18 protein-coding genes and 2 pseudogenes are annotated in these 22,756 nt (G+C 53.6%); 17 read left to right on the top strand and 3 right to left on the bottom strand.

The window, feature by feature from the left end; translation table 11 throughout:
- Window positions 1-1,128, bottom strand: a complete 1,128-nt coding sequence (locus CDA56_RS01645) for a LuxE/PaaK family acyltransferase (RefSeq protein ID WP_103815303.1) — start codon at window positions 1,126-1,128, stop codon at window positions 1-3.
- Window positions 1,129-1,164: 36 nt separating this feature from the next.
- The gene (locus CDA56_RS01650) at window positions 1,165-2,424 is read right to left on the bottom strand and encodes an MFS transporter (RefSeq protein WP_047722768.1); all 1,260 of its coding nucleotides are present in this window, start codon (window positions 2,422-2,424) and stop codon (window positions 1,165-1,167) included.
- Window positions 2,425-2,958: 534 nt separating this feature from the next.
- On the opposite strand from CDA56_RS01650, the gene CDA56_RS01655 reads away from it, so the two are divergent.
- The 9 genes from CDA56_RS01655 (at window position 2,959) to CDA56_RS30825 (ending at window position 11,920) form a co-directional block, all read left to right on the top strand.
- Window positions 2,959-3,954 carry a substrate-binding domain-containing protein gene (locus CDA56_RS01655; protein WP_025106535.1) on the top strand — a complete coding sequence of 332 codons (996 nt, stop codon included), beginning with the start codon at window positions 2,959-2,961 and terminating at the stop codon, window positions 3,952-3,954.
- A 114-nt stretch (window positions 3,955-4,068) separates the two neighbouring features.
- Window positions 4,069-6,192: an alpha-galactosidase gene (locus CDA56_RS01660; RefSeq protein WP_102803639.1), complete on the top strand. Its 2,124-nt coding sequence runs from the start codon at window positions 4,069-4,071 to the stop codon at window positions 6,190-6,192.
- 41 nt (window positions 6,193-6,233) lie between these two features.
- Window positions 6,234-7,499 (top strand): MFS transporter, encoded by a 1,266-nt coding sequence (locus CDA56_RS01665; protein WP_032751995.1) that lies wholly within the window; start codon window positions 6,234-6,236, stop codon window positions 7,497-7,499.
- A 54-nt stretch (window positions 7,500-7,553) separates the two neighbouring features.
- Window positions 7,554-8,144: a DapH/DapD/GlmU-related protein gene (locus tag CDA56_RS01670; RefSeq protein ID WP_032751746.1), complete on the top strand. Its 591-nt coding sequence runs from the start codon at window positions 7,554-7,556 to the stop codon at window positions 8,142-8,144.
- A 597-nt stretch (window positions 8,145-8,741) separates the two neighbouring features.
- On the top strand, window positions 8,742-9,437 hold the full coding sequence (locus CDA56_RS01675) for a winged helix-turn-helix transcriptional regulator (RefSeq protein ID WP_029946898.1): 696 nt from the start codon (window positions 8,742-8,744) through the stop codon (window positions 9,435-9,437).
- 325 nt (window positions 9,438-9,762) lie between these two features.
- A complete protein-coding gene (locus tag CDA56_RS01680) occupies window positions 9,763-10,329 on the top strand; it encodes a fimbrial protein (RefSeq protein ID WP_025106540.1) in 567 nt (188 codons plus the stop codon).
- Between the two features lie 71 nt (window positions 10,330-10,400).
- Window positions 10,401-10,958, top strand: coding sequence for a fimbrial protein (locus CDA56_RS01685; protein ID WP_014227395.1), 558 nt, complete (start codon window positions 10,401-10,403; stop codon window positions 10,956-10,958).
- Window positions 10,959-11,004: 46 nt separating this feature from the next.
- Window positions 11,005-11,742, top strand: a complete 738-nt coding sequence (locus CDA56_RS01690; RefSeq protein ID WP_025106542.1) for a fimbria/pilus periplasmic chaperone — start codon at window positions 11,005-11,007, stop codon at window positions 11,740-11,742.
- A 19-nt stretch (window positions 11,743-11,761) separates the two neighbouring features.
- Window positions 11,762-11,920, top strand: a complete 159-nt coding sequence (locus tag CDA56_RS30825) for a hypothetical protein (RefSeq protein WP_165795148.1) — start codon at window positions 11,762-11,764, stop codon at window positions 11,918-11,920.
- 41 nt (window positions 11,921-11,961) lie between these two features.
- On the opposite strand, the gene CDA56_RS01695 is transcribed toward CDA56_RS30825, so the two are convergent.
- Window positions 11,962-12,930 (bottom strand): IS5 family transposase, encoded by a 969-nt coding sequence (locus tag CDA56_RS01695; RefSeq protein WP_023279773.1) that lies wholly within the window; start codon window positions 12,928-12,930, stop codon window positions 11,962-11,964.
- A gap of 62 nt (window positions 12,931-12,992) precedes the next feature.
- On the opposite strand from CDA56_RS01695, the pseudogene CDA56_RS31180 reads away from it, so the two are divergent.
- From CDA56_RS31180 to CDA56_RS01740, 8 genes and pseudogenes are all read left to right on the top strand, one after another.
- Window positions 12,993-15,459 (top strand): annotated as a pseudogene (locus CDA56_RS31180) (fimbrial biogenesis usher protein).
- Window positions 15,460-15,633: 174 nt separating this feature from the next.
- Complete coding sequence (locus CDA56_RS01705; RefSeq protein WP_000019441.1) at window positions 15,634-16,614, top strand: IS5-like element ISKpn26 family transposase; 981 nt, start codon at window positions 15,634-15,636, stop codon at window positions 16,612-16,614.
- 147 nt (window positions 16,615-16,761) lie between these two features.
- Window positions 16,762-17,355 (top strand): annotated as a pseudogene (locus tag CDA56_RS01715) (mechanosensitive ion channel domain-containing protein); the annotation flags it as partial.
- Window positions 17,356-17,368: 13 nt separating this feature from the next.
- Entirely contained in the window at window positions 17,369-17,641 is a 273-nt protein-coding gene (locus tag CDA56_RS01720) for a YceK/YidQ family lipoprotein (protein ID WP_032751740.1), read from the top strand.
- A 31-nt stretch (window positions 17,642-17,672) separates the two neighbouring features.
- The gene (locus tag CDA56_RS01725) at window positions 17,673-18,254 is read left to right on the top strand and encodes a helix-turn-helix domain-containing protein (protein ID WP_032751739.1); all 582 of its coding nucleotides are present in this window, start codon (window positions 17,673-17,675) and stop codon (window positions 18,252-18,254) included.
- Between the two features lie 323 nt (window positions 18,255-18,577).
- A complete protein-coding gene (locus tag CDA56_RS01730) occupies window positions 18,578-19,588 on the top strand; it encodes a LacI family DNA-binding transcriptional regulator (RefSeq protein WP_064375288.1) in 1,011 nt (336 codons plus the stop codon).
- Between the two features lie 70 nt (window positions 19,589-19,658).
- Window positions 19,659-21,080: a glycoside-pentoside-hexuronide (GPH):cation symporter gene (locus tag CDA56_RS01735; protein ID WP_032751738.1), complete on the top strand. Its 1,422-nt coding sequence runs from the start codon at window positions 19,659-19,661 to the stop codon at window positions 21,078-21,080.
- Window positions 21,064-22,752, top strand: a complete 1,689-nt coding sequence (locus CDA56_RS01740) for a glycoside hydrolase family 32 protein (RefSeq protein ID WP_102803642.1) — start codon at window positions 21,064-21,066, stop codon at window positions 22,750-22,752. The genes CDA56_RS01735 and CDA56_RS01740 overlap by 17 nt, the downstream gene beginning before the upstream one ends.
- The last annotated feature ends 4 nt before the right edge of the window (window positions 22,753-22,756 follow it).

Here is a 22,756-nt window from a genome sequence, read left to right on the forward strand (position 1 = left end):
TTAATTTCCCTTAATCAGTTCTGACGCCGCCAGTGCGCAGCTACGTGCTTTGCTATGGCTGGCCCGGCCCAGCAGCTCAAACCAATCGGTTGTCACACCGCATCCGCACTCTTCGGCGCGGTGCAATTGTGCAAGATCGCTCATGACCACGCTGTGCGCAGGGCAGGAGGTGATATAAGGCGACACAAACTGTATAAAACCGCGCTGCCCATAATCTTTCACCGCCAGAGAGGCGGTATCGCGGATCCAGGCGCGGGAATAAACGGGAATATGGAAATGGTGATGCGCGCATTCAATGTAGGGCACGCAGTGCTCCACGGAACCATAGCCGTCGCGGCATCGGCTATCGGGGATCCCGAGCTGTTGGGTCAGCCGCGCATAGAACGCGGATTTAGGGATTTCACGGTCGGCATGCGTTTTCCAGCCGCCGCCGAAAAAGGCCAGCGATTGATGATGAAGCTGGAGCGGCGGTAGCTGCATTTCTCGCATCCGTTCAAGTATGAACCACATAAATGCCGGGAAACCCAGGATTCGTACCGGTAACCCCTCTTCAGCAAACTCCTGTAAAGCGCGAATCACGCCGAAAGGGTCGAACTCATGCCCGCTCCCGGTGTGACGCAGCGCGTAAACGGCGCGTTTGACCGGCGCGTATTTACACAAGAACTGGTCGGTAAAAGAGGTGCCAAGCGTGATGATATCGGCGGGTTCGTAGCTGAGGAGCAGGTAGTTGCAGGGCGCATCGGGCGTTTCCCAGCCATAATGGCGGAAAATGCGATCGACCATTCCCTGGGCGGCTCCGATACTGCGCGCATCATAGAGCATTCGACTTTTCTGCCCGCTGGTACCGGAAGAGGTGAGTTCAAGCGCATCCACACCGGAGCGGCCGATCGGCAGATTCTGTTTGAAATAGTCGGCAAAGATCGGCGGCAGCTGCGACCACGAATCTATATTGGCCGCATCTGCCGGAATATTGTGGCGGGCCAGCCACTGGCGGTAGCCCGGCGTATTCATAACATGAAATGCAACGATTTCACGCATGGCTTCATCAAAGAGCCGTTGTGAATCGCTATCTTCATGATAAGGGCTGTCGAGTGCGCAGAGGGCATCGACGCAGGATAAAGTGTCCATTTTATTCATCCTTAATAAAAAGTCGTCCGTGAGTGATTAATGGCCTGAAGCTGTTATTTTCGTTTTACTCCTCTTCTGCCTGGTGAATATATTAACGATAATGAATAATGCTGCCAGCATCGGAATAGTGGCCGCGATAATATATGCGCTGAGGCTGTCGCCGGCGCCCAATCCGGCCATTAATGCCCCCCCGAGGCTAAAAATAGCGACGGAAATCATGCCTATCATTGCCGATACTGAACCTTTTCCATGCTCGCTGGAAAATAGCGTGAGGCGATACAGCGTGGCGTTGCAAATGCCCAGGCCAAAAGCATAAATAGCCATGCCGATAATCAGCGCAATAATATTTTGCCATATTAGCGTCATGACCAGCGCCAGCATTATGCCGATAAATATGGGAGAGAGTGAAAAGTATAATAACTGCTCCGGCTTAAATTTTTCAGCGGTAAAGTTAAGGACGATATTCCCCGCAATCAACGCCGCAAAAACAGGTAATTGCCATAGCGCGTACTCCAGCATACTCATTTGCAGATGATGCACCAGCAGCAGCGGGGAGAGCGCGATCCACGCCATCAGCGGCAGCCCGACGAGGCCAAGCGCAACGCTGCCGGATATACAGCGTGGGTTCGTAAGCAAATCGCCATAAGCGCGCGCAAGGGTTTTTACCTCGAGCGGCTGACATTCAATTTTACTGCCATCCTCGCGTACGACGCCGATCGTCTCCGGCATCCAGCGTAGCAAACCGAACCAGGTGAGCGCCGCCATCAACGCGATAGCAATAAAAAGCGTGCGCCATGACAGGTAAGCAAGCACAACGCTACCGACCAAAGGGCCAAACAGCGGCGACAGCAGCGCGATATTGGCAAACAGGGCAATTAAGCGGATCGCATCCGATTCGTTGAATGCTTCCTGCAGGGCCGGATAGCTCACCACCACCACAAACCCCAAACCTATTCCCTGAATAAACCGCAGGAGAGTAAAAACCTGGATATTGTCTACCCATGGCGTGGCCAGGCAGGAAACAGAAAAAAGCGCACAGCCGATGAGTAATAAAGGCCTGCGGCCAAATCTATCCGACGCCGGTCCAATAAGCCACTGAAAGCTGACGCCGCCAAGTAAATAGGCATTAAGTGACCACGGTACGTAATGCGGTTGAGCATTTAAATCTTTAATAACCGTTAGCATTCCCGGCATTACTACATCGCTGGCGACATAAGTTAACAGCTCGAATGTTGAAAGAAATAAACAAAAAAATAAAGCGTGCCGTGAAGAAACAGGCAGTAGTGAGTTATACATAAAACCCTGTTATTAACATATTCCATTATTTTGCTTTTATATCACTCCCTCTTTTTAAAAACTTTTATCAAGTGATTCTTAGTTGATAAATATCAATGAACAGACCGTGTTCATGTTTGTTTAAACTGCGAATTATAATTCCGATACATACTTCATATTTTAATTAAAAATAAATCGAATGATTTATGGGGATTAAATGTGCGTTTTCCAGACGCTGCGTTATTTTTCCAGGGTTGAGCGCTCAAGTCATTCATCTATCAACCATATGATTTGTATAGGGTAAACCTGTCGGATTCAAATATATTCAGCTTGGTGAATCACAGCGTATCTTCGTCTCTTTCTTATGAGGAAGGGGGCGTTTAATTTACCGCCACATTGAATAAACGGTCTTGCTGCCTCTCATTTCGTTGTGACGTATCATCAGACGCCGAGGGCCGCGGTGTTCAGGTATTGCCGCGCGGCGTCGCTCTTGCTGGACGCCATGCCCGTATTGCGGGACACTAGCCGCATTCTCCCGCGAAGACAGGGATACTTATGTCGCTGAAAGCCATTGCTAAAGAACTTGGGATCTCGGTAACGACCGTCAGCCGTGCGCTAAACGGCTATGATGACGTGTCGCAGGAGACGCGCGCCCGCGTGGAGGCCGAAGCCCAGCGCCGTGGATATCGGCCAAATACCTTCGCCCGCCGCCTGAAAATGGGCAAAATTGACGCCGTTGGCCTCGTTTTTCCCGTGCGTCCCGCGCCGTTGAATAACAACGTCTTTCTCGAAATGGTGGGAGAAATCAGTCACGAGCTGGCGCGCTATGAGATTGATTTACTGCTGATTGCCGACGATGAACAGGCCGATAAGCACGGCTATATGCGTATGGTGCAGAGTCGTCGCGTCGATGCGCTGATCGTGGCCCATACCCTGGACGACGACCCGCGCCTGATTCAGCTGCTCTCTTCCGGCTTTCCTTTTCTCGCCCTGGGGCGCAGCCGCCTGCCGCAGCCCTACGCCTGGTTTGATTTCGATAACCAGGCGGGAACGTACCGCGCCACCCGTCATCTGATTCGCCAGGGGCATCAGCGCATCGCGCTGCTGAGCGAAAATAACAATCAGGCGTTTATTACCCAGCGCCGCAACGGTTACCTGCAGGCGCTGCGCGAAGCGGGCCTGGCGGAAACCTGGCTGCGCAGCGTGCCGCCCACCCGCCGCGGCGGGTTTCAGGCAACGATGGAGCTGCTGCGCTTGCCTGAACCGCCAACGGCGATTGTCACCGATTGCAACACCCACGGCGACGGCGCGGCGATGGCCCTGGCTCAGCTCGGACGCCTCACCGGCGCCGATCGCGTCTCGCTGGTGGTTTACGACGGCTTGCCGCAGGACAGCATCATCGAAACCCCGGTGGGCGCGGTGGTTCAGTCCACCCGGCAGGGCGTGGGCCGCCAGATAGCCACCATGGTCCGCCGCTTAATCGCCGGCGAGGATCTCGCCTCTCTCCAGGTGCTCTGGCAGCCTGAATTTATTCCCGGCGAAACCGCCTGATTCTCCTCCCGTCAGATTAATTTCCTGAACTCGATCACGGATCCGAAACGTTTTGGTTGTCACCCGAAACGTTTCGGATCAACAGTAAGGCATTCCTTGTTGTGGAGATGTCTCATGTCTGATTCGATTTTACGTCTGCAAAGCGCAGCGGCTGATGTGGTGATCAAAACCCGTCCGTTCGCCGAAATTATCTACTGGGGGCCGCATTTAAGCCACTTTACGCCGCAGGATGCGGCCAGCATCGCCCGCCCGGTGGCCAATGGCCGCCTCGACGTCGATTCCCCGGTGACCTTAATGGCCGAACTGGGCCACGGCCTGTTTGGCGCGCCGGGCATTGAAGGCCACCGCCAGGGGCTGGACGCCTCACCGATGTTTACCACGACCGAGGTGGTGCAGGATGGGCAGAATTTAACCCTTCTCAGCGAAGACGCGCAGGCGGGCCTGCGGCTGTGCAGTGAAATTCAGCTTGATAGCAGCGGCGTGCTCAGCGTTCGTCATGGTTTAACCAACCTGCGCCCGCAGCCGTGGCAGGTGGACCGCCTGGCGGTCACGCTGCCGGTCGCCGAGCGCGCCCGCGAAGTCATGGCCTTTCATGGCCGCTGGATCCGCGAATTTCAGCCCCATCGTCTGACCCTTGAACACGACAGCTTTGTGCTGGAAAACCGTCGTGGACGCACTTCTCACGAACATTTTCCGGCGCTGATTACCGGCAGCCGCGCTTTTAGCGAGATGCAGGGCGAAGTGTGGGGCGTGCATTTGGGCTGGAGCGGTAACCACCGCCTGCGGGCGGAAGTGAAAACCGACGGTCGCCGCTATCTGCAGGCGGAAGCGCTCTATCTGGCGGGAGAAATGGCGCTGGCGGAAGGGGAAACGCTGTGGACGCCGAACCTCTACGCCAGCTATTCGGCGCAGGGGCTGAACGGCATGAGCCAGCAGTTCCACCGCTATCTGCGCGAACAGATTATTCGCTTCCCGGACAACAAACCGCGTCCGGTGCATCTCAATACCTGGGAAGGGATCTATTTCGACCACGACCCGCAGTACATCATGCGCATGGCGGATGAGGCGGCGGAGCTGGGCGTGGAGCGCTTTATCATTGATGACGGCTGGTTTAAAGGGCGCAACGACGACTGGGCGGCGCTCGGCGACTGGTATCTTGATGAGAAAAAATATCCTGACGGTCTGACGCCGGTTATCGACCACGTGAAGTCGCTGGGGATGGAGTTCGGCATCTGGGTTGAGCCAGAGATGATTAACCCGAACTCCGATCTCTACCGCGCCCATCCTGACTGGCTGCTGGCGCTGCCGGGCTATACGCCGATCCCCGGGCGTCATCAGTTTGTCCTGAACCTGAATATCCCTGAAGCCTTTGATTATCTGCTGGAACGGATGAGCTGGCTGCTGGGCGAGCACGCGGTGGACTATGTGAAGTGGGATATGAATCGCGAGCTGGTGCAGCCTGCCCATAACGGCAAAGCCGCCGCCGATGCGCAAACTCGTCAGTTCTATCGCCTGCTGGATACGCTGGTGGCCCGTTTCCCGCATATTGAATTTGAATCCTGCTCCTCCGGCGGCGGGCGTATCGATTATGAAGTGCTGAAGCGCAGCCATCGCTTCTGGGCTTCCGACAATAACGATGCCCTTGAGCGCAGCACCATCCAGCGCGGCATGAGCTACTTCTTCCCGCCGGAAGTGATGGGCGCGCACATTGGCAACCGCCGCTGCCACGCCACCTTCCGCCAGCACAGCATTGCGTTTCGCGGCCTGACGGCGCTGTTCGGTCATATGGGGCTTGAGCTGGACCCGGTGACCGCCGATGAGCAGGAGCGCGCGGGCTATCGCAAATACGCGGCGCTGCATAAGCAGTGGCGCGATGTCATTCATCACGGCGTGCAGTGGCGTATCGATATGCCGGACGCCACAACCCTCGCGCACGGCGTGGTGAGCGAGGATCGGCATCGGGCGATTTTCCTCGTCAGCCAGCTGGCGATGCCGGACTACACCCTGATGGCGCCGCTGCGCGTGGCGGGGCTGGACGCGGGCGCCCGTTACGAGGTGACGCTGCTCGACCATCCCGATATTCAGATTACGGGAGAGGGCGGCCATACCATGCGTAAGCTGCCGGAATGGATGACGACGCCGCAGACCGTCAGCGGTGAGTGGTTGCAACAGGCGGGGCTGGCGCTGCCAGTCCTCGATCCGGAAAGCGCCATTTTGATTGGCCTGCAACGCGTGTGATGACGATGGGCCGCGCGTCGGCCCTTTTTGAGGAATACACCATGAACCCGACCGTCTGTACCCATAAAAACAACCCCAATTTCTGGATTTTCGGGCTGTTCTTCTTTCTCTACTTTTTCATCATGGCCACCTGCTTTCCGTTTTTGCCGATCTGGCTATCGGACGTCATCGGCCTGAATAAAACCGAGACCGGCATTGTTTTCTCCAGCCTGTCGCTGTTTGCCATCTGTTTTCAGCCGATACTGGGCGTGATCTCCGATAAGCTGGGGCTGAAAAAGCATCTGATGTGGATCGTGACGGTGCTGCTGGTGCTGATCGCGCCCTTTTTCCTTTACGTTTTTGCGCCGCTGCTGAAAACCAATATCTGGCTCGGGGCGCTGAGCGGCGGGGCCTACATCGGCTTTGTGTTCTCCGCCGGCGCCGGGGCGATGGAAGCCTATATCGAACGCGTGAGCCGCAATAGCGGGTTTGAGTACGGCAAAGCGCGGACTTTTGGCTGCCTCGGCTGGGCGCTGTGCGCCACCACGGCGGGGATGCTGTTCAGCGTTAACCCCGAGTGGGTGTTCTGGATGGGGTCGGCCGCCGCGCTGGTACTGGTCGTGCTGGTGGCCATCGCGAAACCGCAGGCCAGCCAGACCGCACAGGTGATGGACTCGCTGGGCGCTAACCGCTCATCGGTGGATTTAAAAACCGCCGTACGCATGTTCCGTCAGCGCAAAATGTGGATGTTTATTCTCTACGTCATCGGCGTCGCCTGCGTCTATGACGTTTTCGATCAGCAGTTCGCCACCTTCTTTAAATCCTTCTTTGCCACCCCGGAATCGGGCACCCGCGCCTTTGGTTTTGCGACCACCGCCGGGGAAATATGCAACGCTATTATTATGTTCAGCTCGCCGTGGATTATTAACCGCATCGGCGCGAAGAATACCCTGCTGATTGCCGGCATGGTGATGGCGGCAAGGATGATCGGATCATCGTTCGCCACGACGGCCGCTGAAGTGGTGGCGCTGAAAATGCTTCATGCGCTGGAAGTCCCGTTCCTGCTGGTAGGCGCGTTTAAATATATTACCGGCGTGTTTGACGTCCGCCTGTCGGCGACGATTTACCTGGTTGGCTTCCAGTTTTCCAAACAGGTGGCGGCGATCTTTCTCTCCGCTTTTGCCGGGAATATGTATGACCGTATCGGTTTCCAGGATACCTATATGATCCTTGGCGGCATCGCCTTGAGCGTCACGTTAATCTCCGCCTTTACCTTATCGGGTAAGGCAACGTCGGAAAAGATGAGCGATAGCGCGATGACGGTGTAGAAAACAGTCCGATAATTCACAAGGATGTGATTGATAAATGAGGAAATATTGACCATGGATATGAAGGAAAGAATGAACAGCGGCGAGCTTTATCTTGATTCAGGATATGGGTTACCGCAGCAGCGGCTGATGGGCAAGGCGCGAGCTTACGAATACAACCACTCGCACCCCTTTAATCAGGAATTAAGAAACGACATTATTCAGCGGATGTTCGCCGCCGTGGGCGAGCAGTGCTGGATAGAGCCTCCGATTCATGTGGCCTACGGCACCCACACCACCATTGGCGATAATTTTTACGCGAACTTCAACCTGACGCTGGTCGATGATGCCGACATTATCATCGGCAATAACGTGATGTTTGCGCCCAACGTGACCATTTCCACCGCCGGCCATCCGATTCATCCGGATCTGCGGCACACCCAGCAGCAGTTCTCTCAGCCGGTGGTGATTGAAGACGGCGTCTGGCTGGGCACCGGGGTGATTATCAACCCAGGCGTCACCATCGGAAAAAACTCGGTCATTGGCGCCGGCAGCGTGGTGAACCGTTCCATACCGGCGAACGTGGTCGCCGCTGGGGTCCCCTGCCGGGTATTAAGAGCGATCGCCGATAGCGATAAAGAGAAATTTCAGCTGTTTACAGCGTAAATTATCGCGGCGCCGGGCGGGCGCTTCATGCCCCCTCCCGGGTAGACGTCGCGCAATCTGCCTGCGGGGACGCATTTCCGCCGGGACATCATGATGCTTTTGCCTGACTATTCATTGCCCGGGTACTGCGCGCGTTACGCAGAATGCTTATTTCCCGTGAAAGTTAGCCCCTTCCACTATAATCAGACAAACGTTTGCCATCGTTATTTTTCGATTTTTTATTCATTTTCTGCGTCTTTTTTGGCGGAGGAGAGCACGCGTTAATATGGTTATTTACTGGCTTATTAATTATCATTTTAGCCATTATTTTTTATGATAATGTGATTTTTTATAGCATTTTTATGTATTTTTTATGTGAATAAATTTATAGCTTATGGATGGCGAAAGTAATGGATTTCTCCCCGGTGAGCGTATTTTTTTCATGCAAAAAAAGAGAAATGCTTTTGTCGATATATCACCAGGGGTAGCGGCAACTTAAAAATAGAATGATGATGTTAAACTATTGAACTTAAAGGGTGTTTTAATTTTTTTTATTTCCTTTAAATTTGGTGCTAGTATTTTAATTGAGTAATGTCGCAGGCCAAAAATGAGATAAAAATGTTTATTATTGATGAAGATTTTGACCGTGGTGCCTTACGCTCCTTTGCGTTTGGCCGTAATACCCGGCCTTTGTTGGCGATCCAGCGTATTATGCAGGCGCTGCTGCCGGTTAGCACGCCGTTTGAGCTGCAGCCTGACGAGCGATTTGAATTTTGCGATACTGAAAATAACGCGAATATATTACTCCTGCTTGAGGGGACCGGCGTGGTTTGCCATAGTGAAAATAATATGGCGATAACCACGCTATTTTCCCCCTCGGTACTGGGGCTGATTGATGGATATAGTACCTTTTACGACGTAGAGGCCAGGCCGAAGCACTTTTTCTCTGCGGAAACATCTTGCTCTGGTCAATTGGTTCCGCTTGCTAAGTTTGTGGAGATTATGGACGAGCAAAATCTCTGGCATGATATCGCCCGGATTCTGGCCCATCGGTTATTGGTAATGGCCATCCGCGAGAAGGAGTTTATTGGCGTGGAATCATTCATCATGATCCGGACGTTGATCCTGGAACTCGGCTCCTATCCTGAGGAATATCGCGAGCAGATTAACGTGCTCAATTTTATCCAGCGGCGCACCAATCTTTCCCGCAGCGGAATACTGTACGTCCTGTCTGAACTGCGCAAGGGGGAGTACATCAGCGTCCATCGAGGCGTGCTGAAGGGAATTAATAAACGAATTCCTATCGATTTTTAAATAACTTCATAACAGTATACTAACAACAACGCCTGTTTTTTAGACGCGCCAGCTCTTTGCATTATTAACATCATGATTTTTATACGTAATTATCATTATTGACTTGCATCATTTTCGAATGTCCAGTTTTGGACGAAAAAATTGATTTAGATTAATAAAATTCTCTGTAAGAATTATTCCCAGGACAACACGGAGTGTCTTCTTATATTTAAACCGTCTTTTTTATCGCCGCGGGGAACGTTCCCTGGTAATTGCTTCGGCCATAAAAAAGTAAACGGTAATTAATGAGGGAATACAAAATCAATTTAATGTGTATGGATTAAAAATGAAAAAAGCATTTATGGTAAAAAGCGTCGTTCTGGCAATGGTTATGGCTGGCGGTATTTCTTCTGCGATGGCTGCTTTACCGACCAGCGGGTCTTCTTCCACCGTTCAGGGCGGCACCGTTGAGTTTAAAGGCTCTGTTGTCGATGCAGCCTGTGCGGTAACCGCAGACACCAGCAACCAGATTGTGAACATGGGTCAGGTTCGTCTGGCTGCCCTCACCGGTAAAGACTCCGTTGCTAACCAGAAAACCCCGTTCAGCATCAAGCTGGCTGACTGCGATACCACCGTCGCTTCTCAGGCATCTGTGACCTTCGACGGCAACGCGGCGGCGGGCGAAGCTGGCGTGCTGGACAACACCTCTGGCGCGGGTAGCGCGGCAGGCGTCGGCATCCAGATTTATGACAAAGACGGCTCTGCGCTGGATCTGGGTACCGCGTCTCAGGCAGTTACGCTGATCGACGGCGACAACACTCTGAACTTCTCCGCTGACTACTACCAGACTGCGGATACCGCGACTGCCGGTAGCGTGGACACTACTGCCACGTTCAACGTGACTTACCAGTAAGGTCGCGTCAGTCATTTTCATTTAGGGATCCTGTGCCAGGGACGGCGGCTGTGTCATTGAAAGGAGTAGATATGAATTTCACTACACAACGGCTGAAGGCGTTTTCCCTCGCGGGGGCGTTTTTGTTTCCCGCTCTGGCACAGGCGGGCAACCACCACGTGGTAACGGTAAAGGGCGGCGACGTTGAGTTTCAGGGCGCCGTGGTCAATGCCGCCTGCGCGGTGGATGCCGGTAGCGAGGATTTAACCGTTGAGATGGGGCAGGTGCGCTCCAATGAATTTCATGGGCTGGGAAGCTGGACAGATCCGCAGGCGTTTACCATTACGCTGAAGGATTGCGATACCACGGTGAGCCAGCAAGTTAGCGTGGCCTTTCGCGGCCTGACGGATGGCAAAGATCCGGGGGTACTGGCGGTGACCGACGGTGCGCAGAGCGCGCAGGGCGTCGGGTTAGGCATTTTTGATAATCAGGGAAATCAAATTATCCCGAACACGCAGCCGATGAATTTTACCGCTATTCAGGACAATACGACCGTACTCAATTTTGTCGCCAAATATCGCGCGACCTCGAGAACCGTCGTGGCAGGGGATGCAAACGCACAAACCTGGTTCACGTTAACCTATTTGTAATTTCCTGATGCCGTCCGCGGCAAATCTTTATTGTGAAAGGCACTTTATGTCCGTTATTTCTTTTTCCCGCCTGTCTCTGGTTGCGCTGGCGTTAGCCGGTGCCGGTCTGGCCGCGCCCGCGGCGCAGGCGCAAACCGAAACCCAGGCGCACGCCGCGGCGAACGGCGGGGTATCATTAGGTTCCACCCGCGTCATCTATCCGCAGGGCAATAATCAGGTCTCACTGGCGGTGAATAATACCGACCCGAAGGCCACCTTTTTAATTCAGTCATGGGTGGAAAACGCCAGCGAAAGCAAAAGCAGCGATTTTGTCATCACCCCGCCGCTGTTTGTGATGAAGCCGCAGAAAGAAAATACGCTGCGCATTATGTACGTCGGGCCGAATAATCTGCCGGCGGATCGCGAAAGCCTCTACTGGGTTAACGTCAAAGCGATTCCCTCGGCGGCAAAAGACACCAAAGGGAAAAATACCCTGCAGATTGCGGTGCTGAGCCGGATTAAACTTTTTGTCCGCCCGAAAAATCTGCCGATGGCCTCGATTGATGCGCCGGCGAAGCTGCGCTTCCACGAAAGCGGTAATACCCTGACGGTGAAAAACCCCACGCCCTATTATATGACGCTGGTACAGATACACGCCGGTACCGCAACGTTACCGACGACAATGGTGGCGCCGATGTCGCAGGCGGATTTAAAACTGCCGGCGAACGCGCAGGGAAATATCACCTTCCAGACCATTAATGATTACGGGGCAAACTCGCCCGAACAGAAAGCCATAATAGAATAATAAACAGGTCGGCAAAATAATGACGTTAAAAATAAAATATATCACCCTCGCGGTGATGCAGGTTCTATTTGCCCGGCGTCGGGTATACCGTATTATTTTGCCGGCAACCTTATCGGCATTACCGTTATCCGCGCTGGCGGATAACTATTTTAACCCCGCATTCGGCTTTGTTGAATAAATCAGATTTCGGGTAAGTCTCCCCCGTAGCGGGTTGTGTTTTCAGGCAATACGCACGCTTTCAGGCATACCTGCTTTCGTCATTTTGTTCAGCGCTCGTACCAGGGCCATAGCCTCCGCAACCTGACCATCGTAGTCACGCAGCGTCAGTGAACCCCCGAACAGCTGTTTTACCCGGTACATCGCCGTTTCCGCTATCGAGCGACGGTTGTAATCTGTTGTCCATTTCCACCGCGCATTACTCCCGGTCATTCGCTGATTAGCCACTGCACGGTTACGGTCTGCATATTCACCGGGCCAGTAACCCGCGCCTTTTCGGGGTGGGATAAGCGCGCTGATTTTCTTACGCCGCAGTTCATCATGACAGAGCCGGGTGTCGTAAGCGCCGTCTGCCGATGCTGCCCTGATTTTTCTGTGAGTCTGCCGGATAAGACCCGGGAAGGCTTCTGAGTCCGTCACATTGTTCAGCGACAGGTCTGCACAGATGATTTCATGTGTGTTGCTGTCAACTGCCAGATGCAACTTTCGCCATATACGACGGCGTTCTTTGCCGTGTTTTTTGACTTTCCATTCGCCTTCACCAAAGACCTTCAGCCCGGTGGAATCAATCACCAGATGCGCGATTTCACCCCGGGTGAACGTTTTGAAACTGACATTAACCGACTTTGCGCGCTTGCTGACACTGGTGTAATCCGGGCAGCGCAACGGAACATTCATCAGTGTAAAAATGGAATCAATAAAACCCTGTGCAGCCCGCAGGGTCAACCTGAACACGCGTTTAATGACCAGAACGGTGGTGATGGCGAGATCAGAATAGCGCTGAGGTCTTCCCCGTGATGAAGGCGTTGCCGACTCATACCAGGCCTGAATAGCTTCATCATCCAGCCAGAAAGTTATGGAGCCACGGTTGATGAGGGCTTTATTGTAGGTGGGCCAGTTGGTGATTTTGAACTTTTGCTTTGCCACGGAACGGTCTGCGTTGTCGGGAAGATGCGTGATCTGATCCTTCAACTCAGCAAAAGTTCGATTTATTCAACAAAGCCCCCGCATTCTTATCGGACGACCCTAACGCGGTGGCCGATCTTTCGCATTTTGAAAAGGGCGATAGCCAGGCCCCGGGTAAATATCACGTTGATATTTATCTGAATAAGCAGCTGGTCTCCACGGAAGACGTAAACTTTAAAGCGGCAAAAGGCGGCCAGGATGATACCGGGCTGGCGCCGTGCTTTACCACCGCGCGTCTGGAACAGATGGGGGTCAATACCAAAGCCTTCCCGGGCCTGGCGAAGCTGGCGCCGGAGCAGTGCGTGCCCTTTGCCGCCATACCGGAATCCTCCACCGAGTTCGACTTTGAGCATCAGCAGCTGAACATCAGCGTGCCGCAGGCGGCGCTGAAGCAGAGCGCGCGCGGGTATATCCCCCCGGAAGAGTGGGACCAGGGGATCAACGCGCTGCTGCTGAACTATGACTTCACCGGCGGCAACAGCGGGGGTGATACCAAAGAAGACAGCTACTATCTCAACCTGCAAAGCGGCCTGAACCTCGGCGCCTGGCGCCTGCGCGACTACTCCACCTGGAACTACACCAGCGGCGAGGGTGAAACGGAGAATAAGTGGGAGCATATCAGCACCTACGTCGAGCGTACGATTGCGCCGCTGAAGGCGGAGCTTACGCTCGGGGAAAGCTACACCCCGTCGGACGTTTTCGACAGCCTCGGCTTTCGCGGCGTCCAGATTGCCTCCGACGACAACATGCTGCCGGACAGCCTGAAGGGCTTTGCGCCGACGGTCCGCGGTATCGCGAAGAGCAACGCCAGGGTCACCATCAAGCAGAACGGCTACGTTATTTACCAGACCTACGTCTCGCCGGGCGCCTTCGCCATCAACGATCTCTACCCGACCTCGTCGAGCGGCGACCTGCAGGTGACGGTAAAAGAGAGCGACGGCAGCGAAAATACCTTTACCGTGCCGTACTCCGCGGTGCCGCTGCTGCAGCGCGAAGGACGACTGAAATACGCCCTGACCGCCGGTAAATACCGCAGCACCAACGATGATCAGGATGAGGTCAATTTTGCCCAGGGAACGGCAATCTACGGCTTGCCGCATGGCTTCACGCTGTACGGCGGTTCGCAGGTCAGCAACGACTACCACGCCTTTGCGCTGGGCGCCGGGCTGAATATGGGTGATTTCGGCGCGATCTCCGCCGATATCACCCAGGCCAACAGCACCCTCGCCGACGGCAGCCAGCACGACGGCCAGTCGGTGCGCTTCCTCTACGCCAAGGCGCTGAACGATCTCGGCACCAACTTCCAGCTGCTGGGCTATCGCTACTCGACGGAGGGGTTCTACACCCTCGACGAGACGACGTATAAAAGCATGAGCGGCTATACCGGCGACAATGAGTGGAAAGATGAGGATCACGACGGTAAGCAGGATAAGCCGGTGTGGACCGATTACTACGATCTCTACTACACCAAAAAAGGCAAAGCGCAGCTTAATATTTCGCAGCAGGTCGGCAAAATCGGCTCGATTTTTGTCACCGGCTCCGAACAGACCTACTGGCACACCGATGAGAAAGATCGCATGTTGCAGGTGGGCTATAACGGCAGCTGGAACGGCATCTCCTATAGCCTGACGTGGAACTATGACAAGTCGCCGGGGGAAGATGAGGCGGACCAGATCTACGCCTTTAATATTTCGCTACCGATTGGCCAGTGGCTCTCCAGCAACCATAGCGCGGATATCTACCGTTCGGCCAACACCACCAATATGAGCTTTGGCACCACCACCGATCAGCACGGTAAGACCACCGGGACGACCGGCATCAACGGTACGCTGCTGGCGGATAACAACCTGAGCTACAACGTGCAGGAGAGCGACGGCAACCACGGCACCAGCAACAGCGGTAACGCCAACATGAGCTATCAGGGCACCTACGGTAACCTGCAGGCCGGCTACAACTACAGCGACGGCTATCACCAGGTGAACTACGGGGTCAGCGGCGGCGTGGTGGTTCACCGCAACGGCGTCACCCTTAGCCAGCCGCTCGGCGACACCAACATTCTGGTGAAAGCGCCGGGGGCGGCCGGCGTCGAGCTGGAAAACGCCACCGGGGTGAAAACCGACTGGCGCGGCTACGCGGTGATCCCGTACGCCACCACCTATCGCCAGAACCGCGTAGCGCTGAATACCAACTCCATGGGACAGAACGTCGATATTGACGACGCGGTCACCAACGTGGTGCCGACCCAGGGGGCGCTGGTGCGCGCCGAATTTAACGCCCACGTCGGGGTGCGCGCGCTGATGACCCTGATGCATAACGGCAAGCCGGTCCCCGTTCGGCGCCACGGTCAGCCAGAAGGCGGGCAACAGCACCATCGTCGGCGACGACGGCCAGGCGTACCTCGCCGGGCTGCCGCTGAACGGCATGCTGGAAGTGCAGTGGGGCGAGAGCGCCGGACAGCACTGCGTGGTGAAATATCAACTTCCGGAGAGCGCGAAGCAGCAGCCGGTGAATAAATTAAGTGAAAGGTGTCAGTGATGCAATTATTTTCGCGGTTGTTTTTAATTCTGGGTGTAACCCTGGCGGGGTGGTCGTCGGTGGCATGGGGGTACACTTATGCGTGTGAGCCAGCTAGTAGTACTAGGGAAGGTGCGAACAAGTTCCTGATATGAGATCATCATATTCATCCGGAGCGCATCCCAGAGGGACATCATGAGCCATCAACTCACCTTCGCCGATAGTGAATTCAGCACTAAGCGCCGTCAGACCCGAAAAGAGATTTTCCTCTCCCGCATGGAGCAGATTCTGCCATGGCAGAATATGACCGCTGTCATCGAGCCGTTTTATCCCAAGGCGGGCAATGGCCGACGGCCCTATCCGCTGGAGACCATGCTGCGTATTCACTGCATGCAGCATTGGTACAACCTGAGCGACGGTGCCATGGAAGATGCCCTGTACGAAATCGCCTCCATGCGCCTGTTTGCCCGATTATCCCTGGATAGCGCCCTGCCGGATCGCACCACCATCATGAATTTCCGCCACCTGCTCGAGCAGCATCAACTGGCCCGTCAATTGTTCAAGACCATCAATCGCTGGCTGGCCGAAGCAGGCGTCATGATGACCCAAGGCACTTTGGTGGATGCCACCATCATTGAGGCACCCAGCTCTACCAAGAACAAAGAGCAGCAACGCGATCCGGAGATGCATCAGACCAAGAAAGGCAATCAGTGGCACTTTGGCATGAAGGCCCACATTGGTGTCGATGCCAAGAGTGGCCTGACCCACAGCCTAGTCACCACCGCGGCCAACGAGCATGACCTCAATCAGCTGGGTAATCTGCTTCATGGAGAGGAGCAATTTGTCTCAGCCGATGCCGGCTACCAAGGAGCGCCACAGCGCGAGGAGCTGGCCGAGGTGGATGTGGACTGGCTGATCGCCGAGCGTCCCGGCAAGGTAAAAACCTTGAAGCAGCATCCGCGCAAGAACAAAACGGCCATCAACATCGAATACATGAAAGCCAGCATCCGTGCCAAGGTGGAGCACCCGTTTCGCATCATCAAGCGGCAGTTCGGCTTCGTGAAAGCCAGATACAAGGGGCTGCTGAAAAACGATAACCAACTGGCGATGTTATTCACCCTGGCCAACCTGTTTCGGGTGGACCAAATGATACGTCAGTGGGAGAGATCTCAGTAAAAACCGGAAATAACGCCAGAAATGGTGGAAAAAATAGCCTAAATAGGCTGATTCGATGTGTTTGCGGGAAAAAAATCGGCCCAGATCCGCGAAATTTTAATCAGCGAGTCAGCTTGGGAAGAAATGACCTGCTTATTCGCACCTTCCTTAGGTATAGAAACGTCCTCAATTATTGCGGTCATCGGCGCGGCGGGGCTGGCGGTGGGGCTTGCGCTGCAGGGATCGCTATCAAACTTTGCCGCTGGCGTACTGTTAGTCACGCTACGTCCTTTCCGGGCCGGAAACCTGGTGCAGATCGGCGCCATTACCGGAGTGGTGGAAACCGTACATATATTTTCCACCACCTTACTCACCGCGGATAATAAAGACGTGGTGATCCCGAACGGCAAAATTATCGCCGACAGTATCGTTAACTATTCGCGCCATCCCTTCCGGCGTATCGATTTGATGATTAGCGTCGGCTACGATAGCCGAATTGCGGAAGTGAAGCGCGTTATTCTGGCGGTCATCGATGCTGACAAACGCATCGATCGGCAGCGTGATACCACCGTTCGTCTGGCCGAACTTGGCGCCTCGTCACTTAATTTTACCGTGCGCGTGTGGGTGAAAAACACCCACTACTGGGATACCTATTACGATCTGCTGGAGAATATTAAAGAGGCGCTGGACGAACATCATATTGCGATTCCTTATCCGCAGATGGATATTCGCGTCGCCGGCACGGTACCGACGTTATCCTGATGGCTGAGATGATATGAATGCGAAAGCGATGGTGTGTATGGCTGTCTGTTTCCTGCTGACGGGCTGCGGCAGCGTCATGGGAAGAACCTCTTTGGCGGAGGGCGAAACGTGGTATCCAGGGGTTAAAACGGATATCGCGGTGATCCGCGGTGACAGCGAGTATGATTATAATTATCTTCAGGGAACATTATGGACCCTGGATACGCCACTGTCGTTTATTGGTGATACGCTGATGCTGCCGATTGATTATTTTCACGGCCCGTGGTCAATTCACTCCGGAAAATAAAAAATATATTATAAAATGGTGTTAATTCATTATGAGTTCTATTTTAGATGTGGCCGTAATGTCCCCGAATCGCTATTTCTGTCTGGGGCTAAGTAGCCTGCAAGAACAAAAGTCACTGACCGCCATTCGGCTGCACTTTTGTCATGATCTGAAAAGCTTAAAAACGCTAATGGAGAGCATTGCGCTCTCCGGCGTGCTAATGGAAACGTTTGGTGAAGGAGAAAACATCTACGATGCGTTTGTTTTTGGCGATTATCTAAAAAGGCAGGCCAGAGACATCGCCGTGTTTGTTTTTCGCTCATTCTGGAGCAGCCTTTCTGATTTGCCGCACTATGCGCGCTATCATGTTTCCTCAACTGAAGATGAAATATGGCAATATTTTACACTGATACTGAAGGGCTACCATTGTAATAATTATATCTCCCGCTGGGAGGCCCTGCTGACCCATAAAGAGTATCAAGTTATCAGGATGCTGTGCTGCGGAAAGCAGTATCATCACATAGGGAAATCACTGGGTATTACGATTAAAACCGTGAGCACGCATAAAATCAAAGCGCTGAAAAAACTCGGCGCGCCCAGCATGTCATCTTTAATTCTACAATTTAAACGCTAATGGTCGCGCGCCGCAGGCTGCCGTGGCCAGGCGTTCATAGGCCATCCCCGGATCCCCGCATGCTGCGTATTTATCGCGCCAGCCAACGTCATCCCGCAGCAATAGCATAATCTCTTATTCTCCCTTCCTGTATTCTGCTTTCCTGTTGATGGTGTCCGTAATATATTCTCGCCAGGTTTTAATAAAAACCCCTAATAGGGTGATGAATTTGCGAAGGCTAAACGTGATTCCATGTAACAAAGCAACATGTGAACTGGCTTACATTTTCAACCGCGCTCGCCATTTATAGTGAGCGCCAGTGTTAGGGGGCGTATTCAATCATCATGGCATCCATTAAAGACGTAGCGAAAAGAGCTGGGGTCTCGACGGCGACCGTGTCGCGAGTGCTTAACAATCATCCCAGCGTCGTGCCGGAAACGCGGCAGGCGGTGCGTGATGCGATGGATTATCTCTGCTATGTCCCCAGCAAGAGTTCGTTTCAGCTTAGCGGGAAATGTTCAGGGCTGATTGGTGTGGTTTTGCCTAATCTGGTGAATCCTCACTTCTGCGAACTGTTGGCGACGGTGGAAGAAGAGGCCCGGTATATCGGCAAATCGGTGATCGTTAAAACGCATCAGAACCAGCCGCAGCAGGATAAACATATTATTCAGACCTTAGTGGGGATGGGCATTGACAGCTTGCTATGGGTGCCGACAGAGGCTGAAGCCGAACTTTCAGAATGGTTAAGCATTACCCGGATCCCGGTCGCCGTTGTCACCCAGGTGTCCCGGTTCTTCAATTCCGTATCGATTAACCAGGATCGGGGGGCGGAAAGTATTGCGGAACATTTTATTCATACGGGCCATCTTTCATTTGGCTTTGTTGCCCAGGAAGGGGTGGATAGCCGCAAGGTCTCGTCGTACAGCAAAAAAATATCGAGTCACGGTTTAAAGCTTGCTAGAGATAATTCGTTCTGGATAGCCAAAGGCGAGGGTGAAAAGATATCAGGCCATATTAGTATTCTTGATGACATTATCGAGAAACTCAGCGAGCCGACGCGAACCTGTACCTGTCTGTTAGTGTATAACGATATTGCGGCAAACTATATTATCGATGGGCTAAAAGAAAAGGGCATCTCCGTTCCTGAAGATATTGCAATTGCCAGCTTTGATAATACCCTGCTGGCGCAAACTAAAAAAATCACCAGCGTTGCACAGCCGGTAAATGAAATTGCTCACCTCGCGTTTCAGATGGTGAAACATCAACAGCAGCCGGACAGTATTGAAATGCACGAAATTGTCTCGCGGTTAATTATTCGTGAGAGCAGCGTAAAAATTAATATTACTTCCCTGTAAGGGATTTATGTTTAGAAATGGCGCGACATTTGGCGCCATGGGCTCCTTTTAACAAAAAATAGGTATATTTATGTCTGCTACCGCAATGGAAAAGCCAAGCGCTTATGAAAAGCTGGGGCTGAGGGAGAAGATCGGCTACGGCATGGGTGACGCTGGTTCAGGAATGATATGGAGCGTACTGGCCCTCTATCTGACGTGGTTTTATACCGATGTATATGGCCTGAACGCCGGGGTGGTGGGCACATTATTCCTGGTTATCCGCATCTTTGACGCTTTTAGCGATCCGCTGATGGGGGCCATCTGCGACCGCACCGTGACGCGCTGGGGAAAATTCCGTCCATGGATATTATGGATGGCGTTTCCGTTTGGTCTGGGCGCGGTACTGATGTTCACGACCCCAGAACTGAGCATGAACGGCAAGATTATCTATGCCTGGGTTACCTATCTGGTCATGTCGCTGATTTATACCGCGATTAATATTCCCTATTGCTCGGTCGGCGGCGTCATTACGCTCAATCAGAAAGAGCGCATGGGCTGCCTGTCGTGGCGCTTTTTCCTTAATGGCCTGGCAACATTAATTATCTCCTCCTCTATTCTGCCGTTAACGGACTGGCTGGGTAACGGCGACCGCGCCTCAGGTTTCCAGCTAACCATGATCATTATGGGCGGTGCGGCAACGCTGATGTTCCTGTTCTGCTTTTCCAGCATTAAAGAGCGGGTGGTGTCGGTTAAGCAAAACGAGTCGTTGAAGAAAGACCTGCGGGATATTATCAAAAACGATCAGTGGCTCTTGATGATCACTATTACCTTCCTGAACGTTTTCCCGGCATTTATCCGCGGCGGCGTCACTATCTATTATGCTACTTACGTCATGAAAGAGTCGGTCGGATTTATTACCTTCTTTATGGCGCTGGGCGTGGCCTGTAATATGCTGGGCAGCGTGCTTGCCAAACCGCTGACCGATCGCTTTGATAAGCTGGCGCTGTTCCGCATTATTAATATTATTCTCGGCATTCTCTCATTTGCGCTGTGGTTTGTTGATCCGCAATCCCTGACCCCGCTGATGACGCTATTCATCATTATTAACGTTCTGCATTTAATTCAGTCTGGCCCCATTCTGTGGGCAATGATGTCCGATGTCGATGACTACGGCGACTGGAAATTTGGTAAACGCCTGACCGGCATCTCCTTCGCGGGAAACCTGTTTATGCTCAAAATGGGGCTGGCGGTCGCCGGCGCTATCGTCGCCTGGATTCTGGCGTTTACCGGCTATGTCGCGAATGAGCCGCAGCAAAATTCGCAGACCATTCAAGGCATTATCATGATGTTCTCACTGCTGCCGATGGTGAGTTATTTCATCAGCGCGTATCTGGTGCGCTACTTCAAGCTGAATAACGCGTTCCTTGAGAAAATCAAAACGGATCTTGCAAAACGTGAGCTGGAAAAAGGTCGCGGTCAACCACAGGAGGTTCAGGATGTCCCTGTCATTTAATATTAAACAAGGTCAGCGCATTGATTTGTGGCTGAAAGCGTCCGAACCGGCGGCGCAACCCCTGTTTTCTATTCGCGTGAACGGTCAGGTTGTATTTAAGATTCAGGAGGCGCCGCGCTACTTCCAGTATTTTACCTGGACCTCGTTTCAGGACGGCGTTGCCACCCTGGAGTGGCTGCCGGAATATAGCGAGATATCGCTTTGTTACACCTGGCATCCGGATTCACTGCGCGCGCGCGGCGTTACCTTTATCGCGACAGCCGGGCAGGATTTGCGCCTGATGAGCGGTCAGGATATTGCTGACGAGTATCTGCGGGAGCCGCTGCGTCCGGCATTGCATTTCTCGCCCCGTACCGGCTGGATGAACGACCCTAACGGGCTGCACTACAAGAACGGCGAGTGGCATCTGTTTTACCAGTATCATCCGCACTCCAGCCAATGGGGCCCCATGCACTGGAATCATGCGGTGAGCCGCGATCTGTATCACTGGCGGCATTATCCGGTTTTCCTCCAGCCAGAGCAGAATCTTTCGGCGCTAGGCGCGACGGGCGGCGCGTTTTCCGGCAGCGCGTATATTGATAAACAAGGAAAAACCCGCTTCTGGTATACCGAACGGCTCCCGGCTTACGATCTGTATCGCGGCTACCGGGAAGTGCAGAAAATGGCCGTTGCGCACGACGACTACGATAAGCCGGAATGGGTGAAAACCGTCTTAACCGACCTGCCTGCGGGCGTGGACTGCGATTTCCGCGATCCAAAAGTGTGGTACGAAGAGGCCGATGCCACTTTTTATATGATCCTCGGCGCGTCGGTAAACGGCGATCCGGTGATGCTGCTCTTTCACTCTGCGGATAGTGAACGCTGGACGTTCCATCATGTGCTGTATGTCGCTCCCGGCTATTTTCGCGAAAACGGCGGTCGCTGCGTCGAATGCCCGGATTTCTTCTGCCTGGATGGCGTATGGGTATTAATTATCGGCGTCGTTGGCTATACGGAGCCGACAACCGGGCGGCATAATTTGCTTTTTGCCCAGACCGGTACTTTCCGGAACGGCTATTTCACGCCGTCCGAGCAGCCGCTACAGACTTTAGATTTCGGTACGGATTTCTACGCCCTGCAAACCTGGGGCGAGGACGACCGAAGAATCGGCTTTGCCTGGTTATATAACTGGGCGACGCAGAAACCGGTGGATTCCGCTTACTCGGGGGAAATGTCGCTCCCGCGTCGCTTTCATCTCAATACGCAGCAGCGGCTATGCATGATGCCGGAGCTGCCGCCGGAATCATTGGTCGTCAGCCGCCATGCGCTGGATGACGGTGAAATCTGGGTTAATGAGAAAGGCTGTAAAGCCGGCATTGTAACCTTTATGCCTGCCGGTGGTTTCCGTTTGACGTTAACGGGCGATAACGGCCAGCAAATCATCCTCGAACAGGAGGGTAAAAATCTGACGCTATATGAAAAAGGCCGGGACGATGGGCGTTACCGCGCGCCGGTGGCCGGCGTCAGCGACGTCACCCTGTGTTTTGATGCCGGGATTGTTGAGGTCTTCGCAAATCAGGGCAGCGTATGCGGTACGCGACGCTATTACTCATGCAGTCAGCTCACCCGGATCCAGCTCTCCGGCGCGCCGGCACAGCTTACGCAATATCGCTCGACGTATTCGCAGGAATAAGCAA

The sequence above is a fragment of the Klebsiella michiganensis genome (assembly GCF_002925905.1).
GTDB classification, from domain to species: domain Bacteria; phylum Pseudomonadota; class Gammaproteobacteria; order Enterobacterales; family Enterobacteriaceae; genus Klebsiella; species Klebsiella michiganensis.